Consider the following 17,348-nt stretch of genomic DNA (forward strand, 5'->3'; position numbering starts at 1 on the left):
GTTATTCCTTCCTGGTTGCACGGTGCACCGCATCGGCGAGCGCGACATCTTCAAGGCCGAGGCCGATCGAGCGGAAAAAGATACGCTTGCTGCCCGTCGGCTGCGGCGCCCTGCCGACCATGAGCGCGGGGAGGTCGCCGCGCAGCGCGTCGGCCGACCATAGGCCCGCCGCGATCGCCAGCTTCATCTCGCCGGCCGACAGCGGGGCAGTGGGCGCATAGTCGCAATAGACTTCCATCGCTGCGAGCGCCGCGGGGTCGATCTCGTGCGCGTCGGCGGCGTTGGTACTGATCGAGGTGATGAGCGCGTCGGCCTTTGCTCGATCGACGTCGATCACCGGCGCGCCCGAAGAGGTGCAGAGCAGGATGACGTCGGCGTCGGCGATGGCGCGGCCGGGATCGGTCTCCACTATGACCGGGCATCCGCTGTCGAGCGTGCGGGGCAGGTCCTGCCGCCCGGTCGCGCCCGGCGAGCATAAGGTCACACGGGCCCAGTCGCGGAGCGGCCCGACGTGGCGCAGGTGGGCAATGCCGACCGGGCCCGTCCCGATCACCGCGAGCGAGCGGGCGTCGGGCCTCGCCAGCAGATCGACCGCCAGCGCGGTCGTGCCGGCGGTGCGTTCGGTGGTCAGCCGCTTGGCGTCGCAAAGCAGCAGCGGCGCTCCCGTCTCCATCGACAGGATCACCGTCCACGCGGTCACCAGCGCGCCTTCCTCGCGCGGCAGATAGGGGGACAGCTTGGCGCCGAACACGGCACGGTCGGCCAGCGCGCCGAGATAGGCAATGAAGTCTCCCATCCCGTCCGGAAACAGGGTGAGCGTCTGCGGCGGCTGGGCCGCGCGCCCGTTGGCGAGGCCGGCGAACATGACGGCGAGCTCGGCGGGGACGTCGATCGTCTCAAGCGCAGCCGCGACGGCGCGATCGTCGATAACGAGCGGAAGCGTGGACATGCGAATCTCCCGGAGAATCGGTGAAACTTAGTATGTGCAGTAAACTGCATCTAAGTGAGCATTATAATGCTCATTCGTGAAGGTCAACAGCCTTGGGCCGGACACGTCCGGTCGCCCGCCGAGGGCGTGGCGGTACGATTTCCGCGCGGGCGCGGAGCTATGGGTGGCGAAGCGGGCGGGGCGCTCCCGGCGTATCAGCGCCGGCTTGTCTCAGGCTGTCAGGAGGATGTGTCGGGCTCTTCGCGGTTGTTGCGGCTGCGCTTCTGGCCGACATGCCCGGTGAACTCCTGATAGAGTTCGGATACCAGATCGAGCCGGGGCTTGGCGGCGTCGCCGCGGCGCAGCACCACCTCCTGCACGAGCAGGGTCAAGGCCGCGACCATCGGGACGAGCGTCGCGAAGAACAGTGCGCTTTCGTCGGGCAGCGCAAGGACGTGCGGCGTATATTCCTTGGCCCAGTGGCAGAATTTGTCGGTGACGATGACGATCGTGAAACCCGCCGCCGCCGCCCGCTCGGCGAGCAGCTTCGCCTGGCGCGAGTAGCGGCGGATCTCGACGATGACGACGCATTTTCCGCGGCCGCTTTCGGTGAGGATGTCGGCGAAACTACCCGCGGCCAGATCGGCCATCCGGACGCCGGGGCGCACATATTGCAGCGTGTGGGCAAAATGCTCGGCGATGCCGCGCTCGGTCTGGAAACCCGCGACCAGCACCTCTTCGCTCGAATCGAGGATGGAGACGATCGCATTCCATTCGGCGGTGCCCGCCAGCTGGTAGACCTCGCTGATCGCCGCGATCACCATGTCGCGGTCGCGCTTCAGCAAGGCCTCGCTCCCGCCCGCCGCGCCGCGCGGGGTGGACGACGGCCACGGCTCGGAACCGATATCGTACCGCAGCGCGGCCTTCAGTTCGCGGAAATTGCGGAAGCCGACACGGCGGCAGAAGCGGCCGACCGTGACCGGGCTTACGCCGACCTTCTGGGCGACCGAGACCGCGGTCTCGAACGGAATATTCTGCCGGTCGGAAAGAAGGAAGTTGGCGACGACGCGTTCGGCGTCGCTCAGCGTCGCGATCTTGTCCTCGATCATTTCGGTCAGGCCAGCGCCGCTCTTGGTGTTCATGACATGGGGCTTACCGAAGCCGCGTGCGTTTCGCCATTGCCAAAGATCGCGCCGGCGCCGGATGGCAGGCGAGGTGCTGGATCTCGTTCGGCATCGCGAGGCCGGGCAGGTCGAACACGATAGTCCTTTCGATACGGGGCTGCGAGCGGTCCGGCGATCTGGCCCGGAGCGCTTGCTTTCTATCGTATCTCGATTCTGACTTGCAAATCTTTCTGTCAGAAATGGATCGCACGCGCATAGAGATCACCTGAACCTTCGCTGTTTTGCGTACGAAATCGCGTTTTGAGTGCCCATGGACGCTATGACAACTTTTTATCGTTGACTGTTAAAAGACAGTAAATTAAACAACCGACATGCGCTGGAAGACTCTGCTCGCCCTCGGCCTTGCCGTATCGACGGCAACCAATTGCTACGCTGCGACCTTGATCCGGTCGGCGACGGTGGCCAACGGCCGCGATGCCGAAACCTCGCTGGCCGATGTGCGTATCGACGGCGACCGCATCGTCGCAGTCGGCGTGCTGACCCCGCAGAAGGGCGATGTCGTCGTTGATGGCCGCGGCCTCGTCCTCGCGCCGGGCTTCATCGATACCCACAGCCATCATGACGAGAAACTCGGCGAGCATCTCGATGCGACGCAACTGCTCGCGCAGGGGGTGACGACGGTCGTATTCGGGCAGGACGGCGGCTCCGAGTTCCCAGTCGCGAAGCTGTTCGCCGAGCGCGAGGCGCATCCGGCCGCCGTCAACATCGCCTCCTATTCCGGCCACGGAACGTTGCGCGGCGAGGTTCTCGGGTCCGACTACAAGCGCGAGGCGACGCCGGCCGAGGTCGACCGCATGCGCGCGCTGCTCGACGCCGACATGCGCGCCGGCGCGCTCGGGCTCTCGACCGGGCTCGAATATGATCCCGCAATCTATTCCTCGCACGCCGAAGTGCTCGCCCTCGCATCCGAAGCCGCCAAATTCGGCGGACGCTATATCAGCCATATGCGCAGCGAGGATCGCGAGCTCTGGGCGGCGCTCGACGAGCTGATCACGATCGGCCGCGAGACGGGCATGCCGGTGCAAGTGAGCCACGCCAAGCTCGGGATGACCGACTGGTGGGGACAGGCCGACCGCTACCTCGCAAAGCTAGATGCCGCGCGGGCCGAAGGGATCGACGCGTCGCTCGACATTTACCCCTATCCCTATTGGCAGTCGACGCTGACCGTCCTCTGGCCCGAGCGCGATTTCGACAATCGCGCGACGGCCGAGTTCGTCCTCGGCCATCTGGCGCCGCCCGAAGGGCTGCTGATCTCGGCCGACAGCGGCGACGCGTCGCACGTCGGCAAGACGGTGGCGCAGATCGCGGCCGAGCGCGGAGAAGATCCGGTCACCACCGTCATTTCGCTCATCCGCGCGGCGCGCGCCAAGGACGGCGATATCAGCGTCATCGGTACCAGCATGGACGAGGGCGATATCGCGAAGCTGATCGCGTGGCCGCATGCCAATATCTCGTCCGACGGCGCCTTCGAGGATCTGCATCCGCGCGGCGCCGGGCCGTTCGCCAAGATATTGCGCGTCTATGTCCGCGAAAAGAAGCTGCTGAGCCTCGGCGAGGCGATCAGGAAGATGAGTTCGCTGGCGGCGCGGCACATGGGTATCGCCGATCGCGGCGAAATCCGCGTCGGCGCCATCGCCGATCTCGTCCTTTTCGATCCCGACGCCATTCGCGACAATGCGACCACGGAAAACCCCGGCGCGGTCGCCACCGGCATGCGCCGCGTCTGGGTCAACGGCGTTCTCAGCTTCGTCGACGGCAAGGCGACGGGCGAACGGCCCGGCCGCGTCGTCCGCCGCGGCCATTCGACGCCCTGGCCGGCCGCCGGAAAGCGCTCCGACTGAATTTCAACGACCCGAATGACTCGCAACAGCGGGCGACAAGACACGCATGGGAGGCGGACAGGACATGAATAACAGGCTCAAGGTCGCGCTCAATTCGGCGACATTCCTGACCGGCTGCATGCTCACGACGGGGGCTATGGCGCAGGACGCTGGCGCATCTTCTGGGTCCGAAGAGATTGTGGTGACCGCGACCCGGCGCGAAACGACGCTTCAGGACACGCCGATCAACATCAGCGCCATTTCCGCCGACATGCTCGAAAAGCAGCGCATCGACGATGTGCGCGATATCGCCGACTTCACGCCGGGGATCACGATCAGCGACACCGGCCCGACATCGACCGGCTCGATCGTCCTGCGCGGCATCAGCGCGGACGATACCGGCGACAGCGGCTCGGACGGTGACAATACGCTGGGCATCTATCTCGGCGAAGTGCCGCTCTATTATGATTTCAAACTGCTCGATCTCGAACGGGTCGAAACGCTGCTCGGGCCGCAGGGCACACTCTATGGCGTCGGCACGCTGGCCGGTGCGATCCGTTACATTCCGAAGCGCCCGAACCCCGACAGTTTCGAGGCCGAGGTGCATTCGCGCGTCTATGGCAAGGATCATTCGAAGGACGTCGGCTTTCAGGGCGACTTCATGCTCAACATTCCGCTCGTCCGCGATCATGTCGCGTTCCGCACCGCCTCGGGCTATTATTTCGACCCCGGCTTCATCGACTATCCGCTCGTCCTTCGGGAACCCGGCGTGTCGCTGCCGCAGGCGGGCGGCACCGGCAATGCGATCGGCCCCGACTATGCGGCCAATCTGCGCATGGTGAGGGACGTCAATTTCGAACGCACCTATACGACGCGCAATCAATTGCTTCTTCAGTACAATCCGAACGTCAAAGCCATATTGACCTATGTCTATCAGCAGACACGGACGAACGGCCGCCAGGCGAACAGCGCCGGTGTGCTCGGGACCGGCCCCTATGAGAATGGATCACGCTACGTCGAACCGCATCGGCGCCACGCCCATCTGGTGAGCCTCGAACTCAACGCCAACCTCTGGGACATCGCCGATCTCGTGGCGACGACGGCCTATACCAACCGGAAAGTCCGCGAGGTGAAGGACCAGACCGACCAGCTACTCGATCTCGAACTCGGCTATGAAGCCTTTCCCGCCTTTTCCGCCTATCTGATCCGCGACAACAATACCGAACAATATAATGACGAAATCCGGCTGGTCTCCCGTCACGGCGGGCCGTTCAGTTGGACGATCGGCGGTTTCTACAACAAGCAGACTTCATCCTATCCCTATGTCGAAATCGCGCCGGGCCTCGCCGATTTCTATGGCGTCGGCGACACCAATCCCGACGATATCGAATATGCCAGCATCACCCGCGGCAAGGTGACCGAAAAGGCCGCCTTCGGCGAACTCACCTATCAGGTGACGCCGGCGTGGCAGGTGACGGCGGGCGCGCGCTATTTCAAATATAGTTCGCGTCTGGCCGGCGCGATCGTCCTGCCGCTGCTCGGCGACCCGCTCGATCCCGACGAGCTGCCGCAGGAAGGCGGGACCGCAGGCAAGTCCGGGTGGGTGTGGAAGTTCAACAGCTCCTACAAGATCGCCCCCGACCTGATGGTCTATGCGACCTACAGCAAGGGCTATCGTCTCGGCGGTCCGAACTATGTTGCACCCTGTCCGGATCCGGTGCCGCCGGATCAGCAGAACGCCTGCGCGCTGCCCGACGAACTGCAATATGGACCCGACACGACGAAGAATATCGAGATCGGCCTGCGCGGCGAGCTGTTCGACCGGAAGCTCAATTTCCATTTCGACGTCTTCCGCATCAACTGGAGCGGGCTGCAGCTTGGCACCGAGACGACCTATGGCGCGGTCGGCATCACCGGCAACGGCGGCTCGGCGCGTTCGCAGGGTTTCGAGGCTTCGTTCACCGCGCGCCCGACGCGCGGACTCAGCATTCAGGGGACCTATTCGTACGTCGATGCAAAGCTGACCTCGGACGCGCCGGGGATCATCAGTATTCGCACCGTGCCCGGCGATTATTCGTCGCCGGTCGTGGCGCTCGACGCGCTGGCGGGCGACCGCCTGCCCGGGTCGGCCAAAAATGCCGGCAGCCTCGGCGTGACCTACACAAGGCCGCTCGGCGATGCCGAGCTGATCGCCAACTGGACTGCCGTGTACCGCGGCAATGTCGTCTCGCGCCTCGGTTGGGAACGCACTTATGGCGAACTCATCCCCAGCTATGTCACGCATCGCGCGTCGCTTACCTACAGCACGGAGAAATACGATCTGTCGCTGTGGGCGAACAATATCTTCGACAAATATGCGGTGGTCTCGATCGGCGCCGACCGTTCGCGCATCGGCGTCAACGACGGCTTCGCGGTCCGCTATTATTCGCGCGCGGTGATCAATCCCAGGACCTTCGGGATCGAAGGCCGGTTCAAATTCTAGGCCGAACCGGGCCGGGTCATGCCCAGCGCCGCGTCCTCGATCAGCCGGCGCGCGGCGCCGAGCGCATCGGCATGGGGACGCCACTGGCCGATCGCGTCGGCGTTCAGCGGCCGCCTGACCTGCGCGGCGCTCGGCGTCGCCACCGCCCCGTCCTGCTCGTGAAAGCGGAGGCAGTTTTCGTCCCAGTCGAGTTCGCAATGATCGAGTAGCCGGCGCGTCTCGCCGGCCTGGTCGCGGATCAGATCTTCGTAACCGAGTTCGAGCACCGCACCGGGAAATGCATCGCGCCAGAAGGCGATCAGCCGGTCGAAGCGCAGATAATAGCGGGCGATACCCTCGGGGTCGTAGGAATAATCGTGGAATGCCGAGCCGTCGGCGAAGAGGTGCCGGTAATTGCTCCAGATGGTGTCCATCGGGTCGCGGCGCAGGCAGACGATCTTCGCGGCGGGGAACGCTTGCCGGATAAAGCCGACATACAGGAAATTGAACGGCAGCTTGTCGACGAAGCGCTGCCCCTCGACGGCCGGCTGTTGCCGGGCACGGGCGAGATAAAAGGCGGCGACGTCGCTTGCCGCCTGTCCCCGCGCCGCGGCGATGGTTTCTGCATCGACGACTGTCCGGGTGCGCGTGGCGGCGGCCTGCTTGATGGCGAGCGGCATCGCGGCAAGCTCGCCCGCCGACCACACCTTGGCGTGCGAGGACAGGATGCGATCGACGAGCGTCGTCCCGGTCCGCGGCATTCCCACGACGAAGATCGGTTGCGCCGCGGGGTCGCCGCTCCCGCTCAGCGGCGGGCGTCCGGCGAACAGATGCTCGACGGCGTCGAACAGCCGCGCGTCGCGCGCGAAGGTATAGCCGGATCGCTCCCTTCTTTGCTCGCCGGCCTGCTGAAGGTGCCGCAAGGCCTCGGCCGGCTGCCCGCATTCCTCATATTCCTTGCCGAGCGCGAAGCCGATACGCAGCCGGTCGTCGGGATTTTGCGCCGCGGCCAGCGCCTGCTCGAGCCGCGCGATATGGTTGCGCTCGGGCGTCTGGCGCCGCAGCCCGGACAGGGCGAAATGCGCCCGGCCGTCGGTTGGCGCGGCGGCGATGATCGCATCGAAATGCTGTTCTGCTCTATCGGGCTGCCCGGCAAAGCCCAGCTCTACCGCCAGATTGTACCGGAAATTCCGGTTGTCCGGCGCGTGCGCGACCGCCTGCTTGAAAAGGCGGAGAGCGTCAGCATGCGACCCCAGCCGCGTGTGGACGCAGCCCAGTGTGTCGAACGTCAGGGCATCCGTGGGCCGCAGCGTTTCGGCGCGGATCGCTGCCTCCCGCGCCTCGCCGTCGCGGCCCGCCGACAGGAGCAGGCGGGCCAGTTGCGCTTCATATTCGGCGCTCGGTGCGTGCGCGACCGCCGCTTTGATTAGCTCCAGCGCCGCTGCGGTGCGCCCCGTCCCTGCTTCGACGACAGCAAGCAGGAAATATGCTTCGCCATCCCCGCCGGGCGCAGACTGCAGCGCTGCCGCAACCCGCCTGACCGCTTCGACATTCCCTATCGCCAGCGCCTCGCGACCGGCGCGGCGCAGATCGGCGGTCGCCCCGGTCACCGAAAGCGCATTCGGGAAAAAGGGCGCATCCTCATCATCCTCGCTGACGAAATGTCGCGCGGCGGACGGGCAGCTGCGACAATTTTCTTTCGGGTGCGCCGGTCTGTAGAAAATGTCCCGCATGTCGAGCCTTGCGGCGTCTATCCCGTCTTCCGGCGGCGCAGGCCATAGAGCCAGTAAATGCCGCCGCCGATCGCCAGCCAGACGATCAGCCGGATCCACGTATCCTGCGGCAGCGTCCACATCAGATAGATACAGGCGATGACGCTGAGGATGGGCGTCAATGGATAGAAGGGCACCCGGAAGGGGCGTGCTACGTCCGGTTCGCGCCGCCGCAGAACGAGGACGCTGGCCGAGACCATCACGAACGCGAACAGCGTGCCCATCGAAATCAGCTCGCCGAGCAGGTTGAGCGGCAGCACGCCCGCCGCAAGCGCGGCGACGAGACCGGTAACCAGCGTTCCGGCATAGGGCACCGAACTGCCGGGTCGTGCGCGCGTGAAGGCTGGCGGCAACAGGCCGTCGCGGCCCATCGCGTAAAAGATCCGCACTTGACCCAGCAGGGTGACGAGGAGCACCGAAACCAGCCCGGCGATCGCGACGAACCCGACGATCAGCTTGGTCCACGCCAGACCGGGGCCGGCGCTGTTGAGCGCGACATAGATCGGATCGGCGACATTGAGCAGGCGGTAACTGACCAGCCCGGTGATCACGAGCCCGACGAGGGCATAGAGCAGGGTTGTGACGCCGACCGACGCGAGCAGGGCCTGCGGAACCGTGCGTTGGGGATTGCGGACGTCCTGCGCCAGCGTCGAAACGGCGTCGAAACCGACATAGGCAAAGAAGAGCACCCCGGCGCCCTGCATCACGCCCGACCAGCCGAAGCGGCCAAAGACGCCTTCGTTGGCCGGGATGAAGGGCGACCAGTTGGCGGGATCGACGAAGGCGAAACCCGTCGCGACGACGAGCAGCATCGCGGCGATCTTCACGACCACGATGAGATTGTTGATCCGGGCCGAAAAGTCGGTGCCGCGCAGCAGCATCGCCATGCAGGCGAGGGTGACCAGCGCCGCAGGAAGGTCGATGATCGAGCCGGTCGCGACCAGATGACGGTCGGCCGAGATCGAGAAGGGGGCCTGCGAAAAGATCGCCGGAAACACCACTCCGATGTCGTGCAGCGCTGCCTGGAGATAGGCCGACCACCCGATGGCGACCAGCGCGCCCGCAAACAGATATTCGAGGACGAGGCACCAGGCGACCGCCCACGCCGCGGCCTCGCCCATCGAGGCGTGCGTATAGGAATAGGCGCTTCCCGCGACCGGCATCATCGCTGCCAACTCGGCATAGCAGAGCCCGGCGAGCAGGCAGACGACGCTCGCGATCAGGAACGACAGCGCCACCGCGGGGCCCGAGTGCTGCGCGGCGACGGTGCCGGTGAGAATGAAAATGCCGGCCCCCACGGTGCCGCCAACCCCGAAACAGACGAGAGCGAACAGGCCGATCTTCGGCGCGAGGGCGTCGCCATTCTCGCGGGTGCTCGCCTGCAGCGCGGCAATGGTCTTGCGGGCGAAAGGCGTCATGGCCGCCTCCGCGCGCTGGCGGCGGGGCAGGGCGACAGGGCAGGCAGGCTGGCTGGGGGTATGAAGGTTTTCAACCGCTCTCTCCGGATTCGATGTTATGTTAGTTTTTTACCGATTGACACGTTAGAGTAATTTTTATTACTAGCAAGCCATTCCAGCGGCGGGCGCGGCTTCGCGTCCATTTTTCAGGAAAGACGGCCGAATGATCATCCCGGGGAAATATCTGCTGTTTCTGGGCGATGTCGCCGACCGGCTCGATGCGAAGACCGCTTGCGGATTGGTCGATTGGTCGCGCGAACGCTGCGTGGGGCAGTGGCGCCTGCCGTCCTGCGGCATCGACATGGGCCTCGAGGATATGGACTTTGCGCAGGCGCGGGCCGCCGGAGCCGAGACGCTCGTCATCGGTGTGACACCTTTCGGCGGCGCCATCGCGCCGCAATGGATTGCTCCGATCGTCGCCGCGCTCGGCGCCGGTCTCAATATCGCCAGCGGCATGCATGTTCGCCTCGGCAGCATTCCCGAAATCGCGGCGGCCGCCCGTGCCTCGGGCGCTTCGCTGTTCGACGTCCGGGATCCCGGACGCAGCTTTCCGGTGGGTTCGGGCCGCAAACGGTCGGGCCGGCGCATGCTGATGGTCGGCACCGATTGCGCGGTCGGCAAGAAATACAGCGCGCTCGCGATCGCGCGCGACATGAAGGCGCACGGCATGAAGGCGACCTTTCGCGCGACGGGCCAGACCGGGATATTGATCGCGGGCGAGGGCGTGCCGATCGACGCGGTCGTGTCCGATTTCGTCTCCGGAGCCGCCGAAACGCTGTCACCGGACAACGACCGCGGCCATTGGGACGTCATCGAGGGGCAGGGGTCGCTGTTTCACCCGGCCTATGCCGCGGTGGCGCTCGGCCTGCTGCACGGGTCGCAGCCCGATGCGATCATTCTCTGTCATGCCGAGGGCCGGACGCATGTCGACGGCTATCCCGATTTCCCGCTGCCCGGGCTTGCCGAGTGCATCGAGGCCAATCTGGGCATGGCGCGGCGGATCAATCCCGCGGTTCGCTGCGCGGGGATCAGCATTAATTGCTCTGCGTTGCCGGCCGAAGCGCGGGCGGGCCATCTCGCTGCCATTGCGGATCGTTTCGGCCTGCCGTGCTTCGACCCGGTGGCGACGGGACCGGCGGCGCTGATCGCGCATATTTCCGCCACCTTCGATTGATCGAGGCAAAAGCAGCGTCATGGACATCGCGGTTCGCATCGAAACCTGGCCCCTCGTTCACCCGTTCCGCATCACGGGCTGGACCTATGAGGCGATCGAGGTCGTCGCCGTGACGCTGCGCGATGGCGACTATCGGGGACGGGGCGAAGCGGCGGGGGTCGACTATCTCGGCGATACGCCGGCGAGCGTCGCGGCCACGATCGCGTCGATGCAGGACGCTTTCCGTTCGGGCATGGACCGGCAGCGGCTCCAGTCGCTGCTGCAGCCCGGCGGGGCGCGCAATGCGCTCGACTGCGCGCTGTGGGATCTCGATGCCGCCCGCTCGGGCCGGCCGGTCTGGCAGGAGGCCGGGGTTCGTGCCCCGAAGCCACGTCTGACCACATGGACCATCGGTGCCGAGCCGCCCGCGGTCGTGGGCGAACGGGCGAAGGAATATGCCGGTGCGCGCGCGATCAAGCTCAAGCTGATCAGCGACGGGCAGGATGCCGCCCGTGTCCGCGCGGCAAGAGCGGCGCGTCCCGATATATGGCTGGGCGTCGACGGCAATCAGGGATTTTCGCGCGCAACGCTCGAGCAGATCATGCCGGCGCTCGTGGAAGCGCGGGTCGAACTCATCGAGCAGCCGCTGCCGCTCGACCGCGACGCGGATCTCGACGGCTTCGTCTCGCCGATCCCGCTCGCTGCCGACGAGAGCGCACAGGGGCTGGCGTCGATCGCGACGCTGTCCGGCGCCTTTTCGGTCGTCAACATCAAGCTCGACAAGTGCGGCGGGCTCACCGAGGCGCTGGAGATGGTCGAAGCCGTCCGGGCGCGGGGGATGCAGGTGATGGTCGGCAACATGCTCGGCACGTCGCTTGCCATGGCGCCCGCCTTCATCGTCGGCCAGCTTTGCGACATCGTCGACCTCGACGGTCCGTTGCTGCTGTCGCGCGACCGGTCGCCGTCGGTCGAATATCGCGACGGCATGGTCTGGTGTTCCGAAGACATCTGGGGCGGCGCATGGCGGCCCGCTCATGTTCACGAAAATGGCTAGCTGCATCGACGGCAAGCAGGATGGAAGGGGAGAGAGAATGCTCGAACGGACGAAGATCTTTTTTGCCGCGGCGCTGGTTTGCGTCGCCGCACCGGCGCTTGCCGCACCCGACCCCGACACGTTCCGGAAACAGGTCGATACATTCGTCGAGCAGGAAATGCGCAGCGAGAAAATCCCCGGCGTCTCGGTCGCGGTGGTGCACAAGGGCGAGATCGTCCTCGCCAAGGGCTATGGCCTCGCCAACGTCGAACATAATATCGCCGTCACCCCGCAGACGATCTTCCAGTCGGGATCGGTGGGCAAGATGTTCACCGCAGCGGCGGTGATGCGGCAGGTCGAACAGGGGAAAATGAGCCTCGACGATCCGCTCACCAAATATGTTCCCGATGCGCCGGCAAGCTGGCGTCCGATCACGATCCGCCAGCTCCTCACCCACACGTCGGGTATCCCCAATGTCGGCGAAGATTTCGATTTCAAGCGCAGCTACACCGACGACGAGTTGATCAAGAGCTTCGCGGTGCTGCCGCTCAGCTTTCAGCCCGGCGCGCGCTACAGTTACAGCAACAGCGGCTATGTCTTGCTCGGCATCGTCATCGAACGGGCGACGGGCCGCTTCTACGGCGATATTCTGAGGACCGACATTTTCGAGCCGCTCGGCATGAAGACCGCGCGCGTGATCAGCGACCGCGACATCGTGCCCAATCGCGCGGCGGGATATGAGGTCGTCGACGGCGCGCTCAAGAATCAGGATTTCGTCTCGGTAAAGATGAACACCACCGCCGATGGTTCGCTCTACTTCTCGCTCGACGATCTGATTGCGTGGAACCGCGGGGTAGAGCAGGGCAAGGTGTTGAGCGCTGCGAGCTGGAAGCAGGTCTACACCCCGGTCCGGCTGAACAGCGGCAAGACCTATCCCTATGGCTTCGGCTGGGATGTCGACATGGCCGGCGGCAAGCCGCGCCTTCACCATGGCGGCTCGTGGCAGGGTTTCCGTTCCTATTATTCGCGCTATCTGGGCGACGATCTGGCGATCATCTTCCTCGCCAATTCGGCAGAGGCCAACACCGAAACCTTCGTCGACGGGGTGGCGAAGCTCTGGGATCCCGCGCTCGTCGCCGTGCCGCGTCCCAAACCCGAACCGGAGGTCGCGCGCAAGGTGACGGCGCTGATCGAAGCCGCGCGTGCCGGCCGCCTTCGTGCCGAGGACGTGCCGCTCGCGCCCGCCAATTTCATTCCCACCCAAGCTCCCTATTTCGTCAAGGACCTGCAGGAACTCGGCGCGCTGACGAAGCTGGAGCTTGTCGAGCGCAGCGAGGCGGGGGACGACGTGAATTACGTCTTCAAGGCAAGCTTCGGCGATCGCCTCGTGCGGGTCTATTATTCGGTGGCGCCGGGCGATCAGGCCTCCAACTTCTTCCTCTCCCTGTAAGCCTGAAGCAGGAGCGACACGCTCAACCGAGATGCCCCTGCTGCAAAGCCTTGAGCGCTGCCCTGGTCCTGTCGCGGGCGTCGAGTTTCAGCAGCAGGTTGGAGACGTGATTCTTGGTCGTTCCTTCGGCGATCGCGAGAAGTTCGGCGATTTCCCTGTTGCTATAGCCGGCGCAGATCAGGTGCAGCACCTCCTTTTCCCTGGCGGTGAGCGCATCGCCGGCCTCGTCGTCCGGCGATGCTGACGGGCCGCGTTGAATGGCGGCGATCAGGCTTTCGGTCATCGCCGGCTGAAACGCCGTCCGGTTGTCGGCGAGGGCGCGAATGGCTCCGGCAAGCGATTCGAGCGACACATCCTTCAGCATCAGGCCCCTGGCGCCTGCCCGGATCGCCGCGATCGCGGCATCGCTGTCGTCGAAGGTCGTGAGGATCAATGTCGGCGGCAGCGCATCCGCTTGGCGAAGCGCCTCCAGCACCGCGATGCCGTCGAGCCGCGGCATGCGAATGTCGAGAAGCAGCACGTCCGGCCTGAGTTGGGGCACCTTTTCGAGCGCTTCGGCGCCGTCGCACGCCTCTCCCGCAACCTCTATGTCCGGAAGCAGTTCGAGCAGGCCGCGGATGCCCTGCCGCACGAGCGTCTGGTCATCGACAAGGACGACCCTGATCATGCCGGCTGCGGCGGGCGTGACGGCAACCAGGCGTCGATCGTGAAGCCGAAATCGATCCCGCTGCGCAGCGTCAGCTTGCCGCCGAGGCATTCCAGCCGCTCGCGCATCCCCACCAGCCCGGACCCGGGCGAAGAAGCGGCGGGACGCGCGTTGCCGTCGTCGCGCGCGATCATGCGCACGCCGCTGTCGTCCGCCGTCACCCGCAGCCAAAGGTTCGCGGCGCCGGCATGCCTGACGGCATTGGTAATGGCTTCCTGCGCGCAGCGGATCAGGGCGTGGGCCTGATCGGGGTCGACGTGGACGTCCGGCGCGAAATCGACATGGACGGTTGGTGCGGGCACACTCTGCGCCAGCGCCTCCAGCGCCTCCTTCAGGTCGCCGCGGTCGGCTTCGCGTAAAGTTGCGACGACATCGCGGACCTTGGTGAGCAGGGCCGCGGCGAGCGCCTTCGCCTGCCGGACATGGTCGGTTGCCCGCCCCGGCCCGGTCACATGGCTTGCGATTTCGAGCTGCAGGCCGAGCGCGGTCAGTTCATGGCCCCAGGCATCGTGCAGTTCGCGCGAGATGCGCAGGCGCTCGGCATCGCGGACGCTGTTGGCGACGATGCGATTGGCTTGGCGCAGTTCCCGGTTCGCCTCGGCCAGCGCATGCGAGCTTTGCGCCTCCCGCCGCAGCGCCTGTGCGGTGAAGACCAGCAGCAGTTGCAGCGCAAAGGCCTGACCGATCACCCAGCAGAGGTCGGGATTCAGCGCCTGCGCGAGCGCGCCGATGATCGCCAGCGTCTGAAACGCCACCCACGCCAGCGCTTTGCCGGGCGTCGTCGTCATCGCCACCTGCCACGCGATGATGATGAGGAAGGTCGACATCCCGGCCCAGGGAACGATGACCGCCATCGTCACGACCGCGAGAAGCTGGACGCACAACAGCGCCCAGCGCACGCCGGGGCGCAGCTTCAGCACCATCGCGGCGAAGACGGCAAGCGCGAACAGCGCGAATGGCGCCAGCCATAGCGCCGATACCGGCGCCCCGCGCATCGTTGCGCCAGTCATGAGCTTTTGCAGCACCGGCCAACCCCAGGCGAACCACACGGCCAGCGCGGTGGCGCAGAAAATCCAGTGCTGCCGGGACCTGAGCTGCTCTGCCATCGGCGCATGCTGCCACAGCGCGGCTCCCCTTCCAATAGGCCAAAAGTCACGGGTCGCAGGCGCGACCTCCGGCACTTTTGCGGATCGGAGCGGCGCGGCATCGATGACGGACGAAAAGGGAGTGAAAGCCATGCCAAGGTCCGTCGCTATCATCGCCATCCTGCTCGCCTCCGCTTCCCCGGCGTGGGGGCAGGCCGCAAATGGAAATGCGGCGGAGCCGGCCGACAGCGAGGCTGGCAACGCGCAGACCGGGCGCGCCGACGAGAATGCGGTGCGGGCGGCCAATGACGCGTTCGGCACCAGCGTCGGGAACGAGAAGATCGGCCTTTACGGCGTCGGCGACGTCCGGGGTTTCAATCCCGCCACCGCCGGAAATATCCGCGTCGAAGGACTGTCGGTTACCGAACATGGCGGCTTCACCAGCCGGATCGCGAGCGGTTCGACGATCAGGGTCGGATTGACCGCGCAGGGCTATGCCTTTCCGGCGCCGACCGGGATCGCCGACTATGCGCTCCGCAATCCAGGCGACGAGGCGGTGCTGAGCCCGGTGCTCTATTTCGGCCCGAACCGGACCGCGGCCGTCGATCTCGACGCGCAAATCCCCATTGCCGGCAGCCGCCTCAGCATGGCTGCGGGAATCGCCTACCGCTATGAGGAGAATTTCCCGGGCGAGGACAGTCAGACGCTGCAGGGTGGCGCCGTCCTGCGCTGGCGGCCCGCCGATCAGGTCGAATTCAAATCTTTTTACACTCGCGCGGCGATCATGGACGATCTCGACATCGGCAACATCTTTTCGGGCGGGCCCTGGTTGCCGCCGCAGATCGAACGGCGCTATTTCGGCCTCGACTGGACGCAGACCGAGGTCCGGCGGCGGTTCTATGGCGCGCTGGGGTCCGTCCGGCTTTCCGACGCCTGGCAGATCCGCGCCGGTCTCTTTCGGTCCGAAAATGAGGTGAAGCTCAACCCGGTCGAACTCTATCGGGGCGTCGGGCGCGATGGTTCGGCGCAGCGGCAACTCGTCGTGACGAAGGATCAGGCGGCGAAATCGACGTCGGGGGACCTGCGCTCTTCCTATTCCTTTGGCGAAGGATCGCGGCGGCATATCATCCACCTTGCCGCGCGCGGCCGCGAGACGCGGCGTGCCTATGGCGGCGGCGACGTACGCGATCTGGGACCGGCGACGATCGGCGAGCGAAGCGACCTTCCGCAGCCGGCCTTCGATTTCGGGCCGCTGACCCGCGACGATGTCCGGCAAATCACCGGCGGCATCGGTTATGAATTGCGCTGGCCGCAGGTGGCCGAACTCAGCCTCGGCATACAGAAGACCGATTATGAGAAGAATGTCCGGATTCCGGGCCGGCCGCTGCTGACGACCAGGGATCGGCCATGGCTCTACAATGGCACGCTGGCGCTCCATCTTACCGGCAAGCTGGTAGCCTATGCCGGCTACACGCGCGGTCTCGAAGACAGCGCGACCGCGCCATCGGATGCGGTGAACCGCAACTCGGCCCCGCCCGCGCTGCGCACGAGCCAGCGCGACGCGGGGCTTCGCTATGCGATCCGCCCGGGCTTCAACCTCGTCGCGGGCCTGTTCGACGTGCGCAAACCCTATTTCAACATCGACCCCGACCGCGTCTACCGCCAACTCGGGACGGTCCGGCATCGCGGTATCGAACTGTCGCTCGCGGGACAGCCCGCCCCGGGGCTGAGCGTCATCGCCGGCGCGGTGTTCCTCGACGCCGACGTTTCGGGCGAAGCGGTGGATTTCGGGATCATCGGCCCGAAACCGGTGGGGACGGCAAACCGGATCGTCCGCGCCAACCTCGATTATCGCTTGCCCTTCTTTGCACCGCTTTCGGTCGATATCGGTGTCGTCAGCCAGGGGAAAAGGATCGCCAGCGCGCTCGAATATGCCGAACTCGGCGGACGGCAGTTGACCACCCGACCGCTGACGACCGTCGACATCGGCTTTCGCTATCGCTTTCAGGCGGGCGCTGCGCCAGTCACCTTGCGCGCCCAGGTCACCAATCTCTTCGACGTCTATGGCTGGAACGTGTCACCGAACGCGTCCTTCAAGTTCAACGAGACGCGGCGTTTCCTGATGACTCTGGCGGCGGATATCTGACCCTCGCACGGGGAAGGGCAGGGGCGGCCGGGCGCCGCTGCCATGTTAACACCGTAAATTTCGCTTGACCCGTTTCCGGCAATGTTTACAACGACAACATTGAGTCGTCCGTCACCGCTACAGGCTCTCCCCAGCCGCGGGCGACCGGAAAGG

The 17,348-nt window shown here is 65.6% G+C and carries 12 protein-coding genes; 6 read left to right on the plus strand and 6 right to left on the minus strand.

The window, feature by feature from the left end; genetic code table 11:
* Position 1 precedes the first annotated feature (1 nt).
* Positions 2-949 (minus strand): ornithine cyclodeaminase family protein, encoded by a 948-nt coding sequence (locus LH19_RS04435; RefSeq protein ID WP_054725120.1) that lies wholly within the window; start codon positions 947-949, stop codon positions 2-4.
* Between the two features lie 218 nt (positions 950-1,167).
* A complete protein-coding gene (locus tag LH19_RS04440; protein ID WP_054725122.1) occupies positions 1,168-2,070 on the minus strand; it encodes a MurR/RpiR family transcriptional regulator in 903 nt (300 codons plus the stop codon).
* 353 nt (positions 2,071-2,423) lie between these two features.
* Here LH19_RS04440 and LH19_RS04445 point away from each other — a divergent pair, with 353 nt between their 5' ends.
* On the plus strand, positions 2,424-3,953 hold the full coding sequence (locus LH19_RS04445) for an N-acyl-D-amino-acid deacylase family protein (RefSeq protein WP_054725124.1): 1,530 nt from the start codon (positions 2,424-2,426) through the stop codon (positions 3,951-3,953).
* Between the two features lie 64 nt (positions 3,954-4,017).
* Entirely contained in the window at positions 4,018-6,414 is a 2,397-nt protein-coding gene (locus tag LH19_RS04450; RefSeq protein WP_054725126.1) for a TonB-dependent receptor, read from the plus strand.
* Here the strand turns inward: LH19_RS04450 and LH19_RS04455 are convergent.
* Together LH19_RS04455 and LH19_RS04460 are read right to left on the minus strand one after the other, a co-directional pair.
* Positions 6,411-8,003 carry a tetratricopeptide repeat-containing sulfotransferase family protein gene (locus LH19_RS04455; RefSeq protein ID WP_054732994.1) on the minus strand — a complete coding sequence of 531 codons (1,593 nt, stop codon included), beginning with the start codon at positions 8,001-8,003 and terminating at the stop codon, positions 6,411-6,413. The genes LH19_RS04450 and LH19_RS04455 overlap by 4 nt on opposite strands.
* Positions 8,004-8,143: 140 nt before the next feature.
* Positions 8,144-9,583 carry an APC family permease gene (locus LH19_RS04460; RefSeq protein WP_054725128.1) on the minus strand — a complete coding sequence of 480 codons (1,440 nt, stop codon included), beginning with the start codon at positions 9,581-9,583 and terminating at the stop codon, positions 8,144-8,146.
* Between the two features lie 202 nt (positions 9,584-9,785).
* Between LH19_RS04460 and LH19_RS04465 the strand changes: the two genes are divergently transcribed.
* From LH19_RS04465 to LH19_RS04475, 3 genes are read left to right on the plus strand one after another with little or no spacing between them, the layout of a single operon-like run.
* Complete coding sequence (locus tag LH19_RS04465) at positions 9,786-10,796, plus strand: DUF1611 domain-containing protein (RefSeq protein WP_054725130.1); 1,011 nt, start codon at positions 9,786-9,788, stop codon at positions 10,794-10,796.
* Between the two features lie 19 nt (positions 10,797-10,815).
* On the plus strand, positions 10,816-11,829 hold the full coding sequence (locus LH19_RS04470; protein WP_054725132.1) for a dipeptide epimerase: 1,014 nt from the start codon (positions 10,816-10,818) through the stop codon (positions 11,827-11,829).
* Positions 11,830-11,866: 37 nt separating this feature from the next.
* Positions 11,867-13,258, plus strand: coding sequence for a serine hydrolase domain-containing protein (locus tag LH19_RS04475; protein ID WP_054725134.1), 1,392 nt, complete (start codon positions 11,867-11,869; stop codon positions 13,256-13,258).
* Between the two features lie 22 nt (positions 13,259-13,280).
* Here LH19_RS04475 and LH19_RS04480 read toward each other — a convergent pair whose 3' ends face one another.
* Positions 13,281-13,925: a response regulator gene (locus LH19_RS04480; RefSeq protein ID WP_054725136.1), complete on the minus strand. Its 645-nt coding sequence runs from the start codon at positions 13,923-13,925 to the stop codon at positions 13,281-13,283.
* Positions 13,922-15,070: a sensor histidine kinase gene (locus LH19_RS04485; protein ID WP_054725138.1), complete on the minus strand. Its 1,149-nt coding sequence runs from the start codon at positions 15,068-15,070 to the stop codon at positions 13,922-13,924. The genes LH19_RS04480 and LH19_RS04485 overlap by 4 nt, the downstream gene beginning before the upstream one ends.
* A gap of 130 nt (positions 15,071-15,200) precedes the next feature.
* Here LH19_RS04485 and LH19_RS04490 point away from each other — a divergent pair, with 130 nt between their 5' ends.
* Positions 15,201-17,195, plus strand: coding sequence for a TonB-dependent receptor domain-containing protein (locus LH19_RS04490; RefSeq protein ID WP_158514396.1), 1,995 nt, complete (start codon positions 15,201-15,203; stop codon positions 17,193-17,195).
* The last annotated feature ends 153 nt before the right edge of the window (positions 17,196-17,348 follow it).

This window comes from Sphingopyxis macrogoltabida (assembly GCF_001314325.1).
Taxonomy (GTDB): Bacteria; Pseudomonadota; Alphaproteobacteria; order Sphingomonadales; family Sphingomonadaceae; genus Sphingopyxis; species Sphingopyxis macrogoltabida.

Excerpts from the sequence above, each read along its gene's own strand:
- LH19_RS04435 (WP_054725120.1), bottom strand. The coding sequence starts at position 949 with ATGTCCACGCTTCCGCTCGTTATCGACGATCGCGCCGTCGCGGCTGCG.
- LH19_RS04440 (WP_054725122.1), bottom strand. The coding sequence starts at position 2,070 with ATGAACACCAAGAGCGGCGCTGGCCTGACCGAAATGATCGAGGACAAG.
- LH19_RS04445 (WP_054725124.1), top strand. The coding sequence starts at position 2,424 with ATGCGCTGGAAGACTCTGCTCGCCCTCGGCCTTGCCGTATCGACGGCA.
- LH19_RS04450 (WP_054725126.1), top strand. The coding sequence starts at position 4,018 with ATGAATAACAGGCTCAAGGTCGCGCTCAATTCGGCGACATTCCTGACC.
- LH19_RS04460 (WP_054725128.1), bottom strand. The coding sequence starts at position 9,583 with ATGACGCCTTTCGCCCGCAAGACCATTGCCGCGCTGCAGGCGAGCACC.
- LH19_RS04465 (WP_054725130.1), top strand. The coding sequence starts at position 9,786 with ATGATCATCCCGGGGAAATATCTGCTGTTTCTGGGCGATGTCGCCGAC.
- LH19_RS04470 (WP_054725132.1), top strand. The coding sequence starts at position 10,816 with ATGGACATCGCGGTTCGCATCGAAACCTGGCCCCTCGTTCACCCGTTC.
- LH19_RS04475 (WP_054725134.1), top strand. The coding sequence starts at position 11,867 with ATGCTCGAACGGACGAAGATCTTTTTTGCCGCGGCGCTGGTTTGCGTC.
- LH19_RS04480 (WP_054725136.1), bottom strand. The coding sequence starts at position 13,925 with ATGATCAGGGTCGTCCTTGTCGATGACCAGACGCTCGTGCGGCAGGGC.
- LH19_RS04485 (WP_054725138.1), bottom strand. The coding sequence starts at position 15,070 with ATGGCAGAGCAGCTCAGGTCCCGGCAGCACTGGATTTTCTGCGCCACC.
- LH19_RS04490 (WP_158514396.1), top strand. The coding sequence starts at position 15,201 with ATGCCAAGGTCCGTCGCTATCATCGCCATCCTGCTCGCCTCCGCTTCC.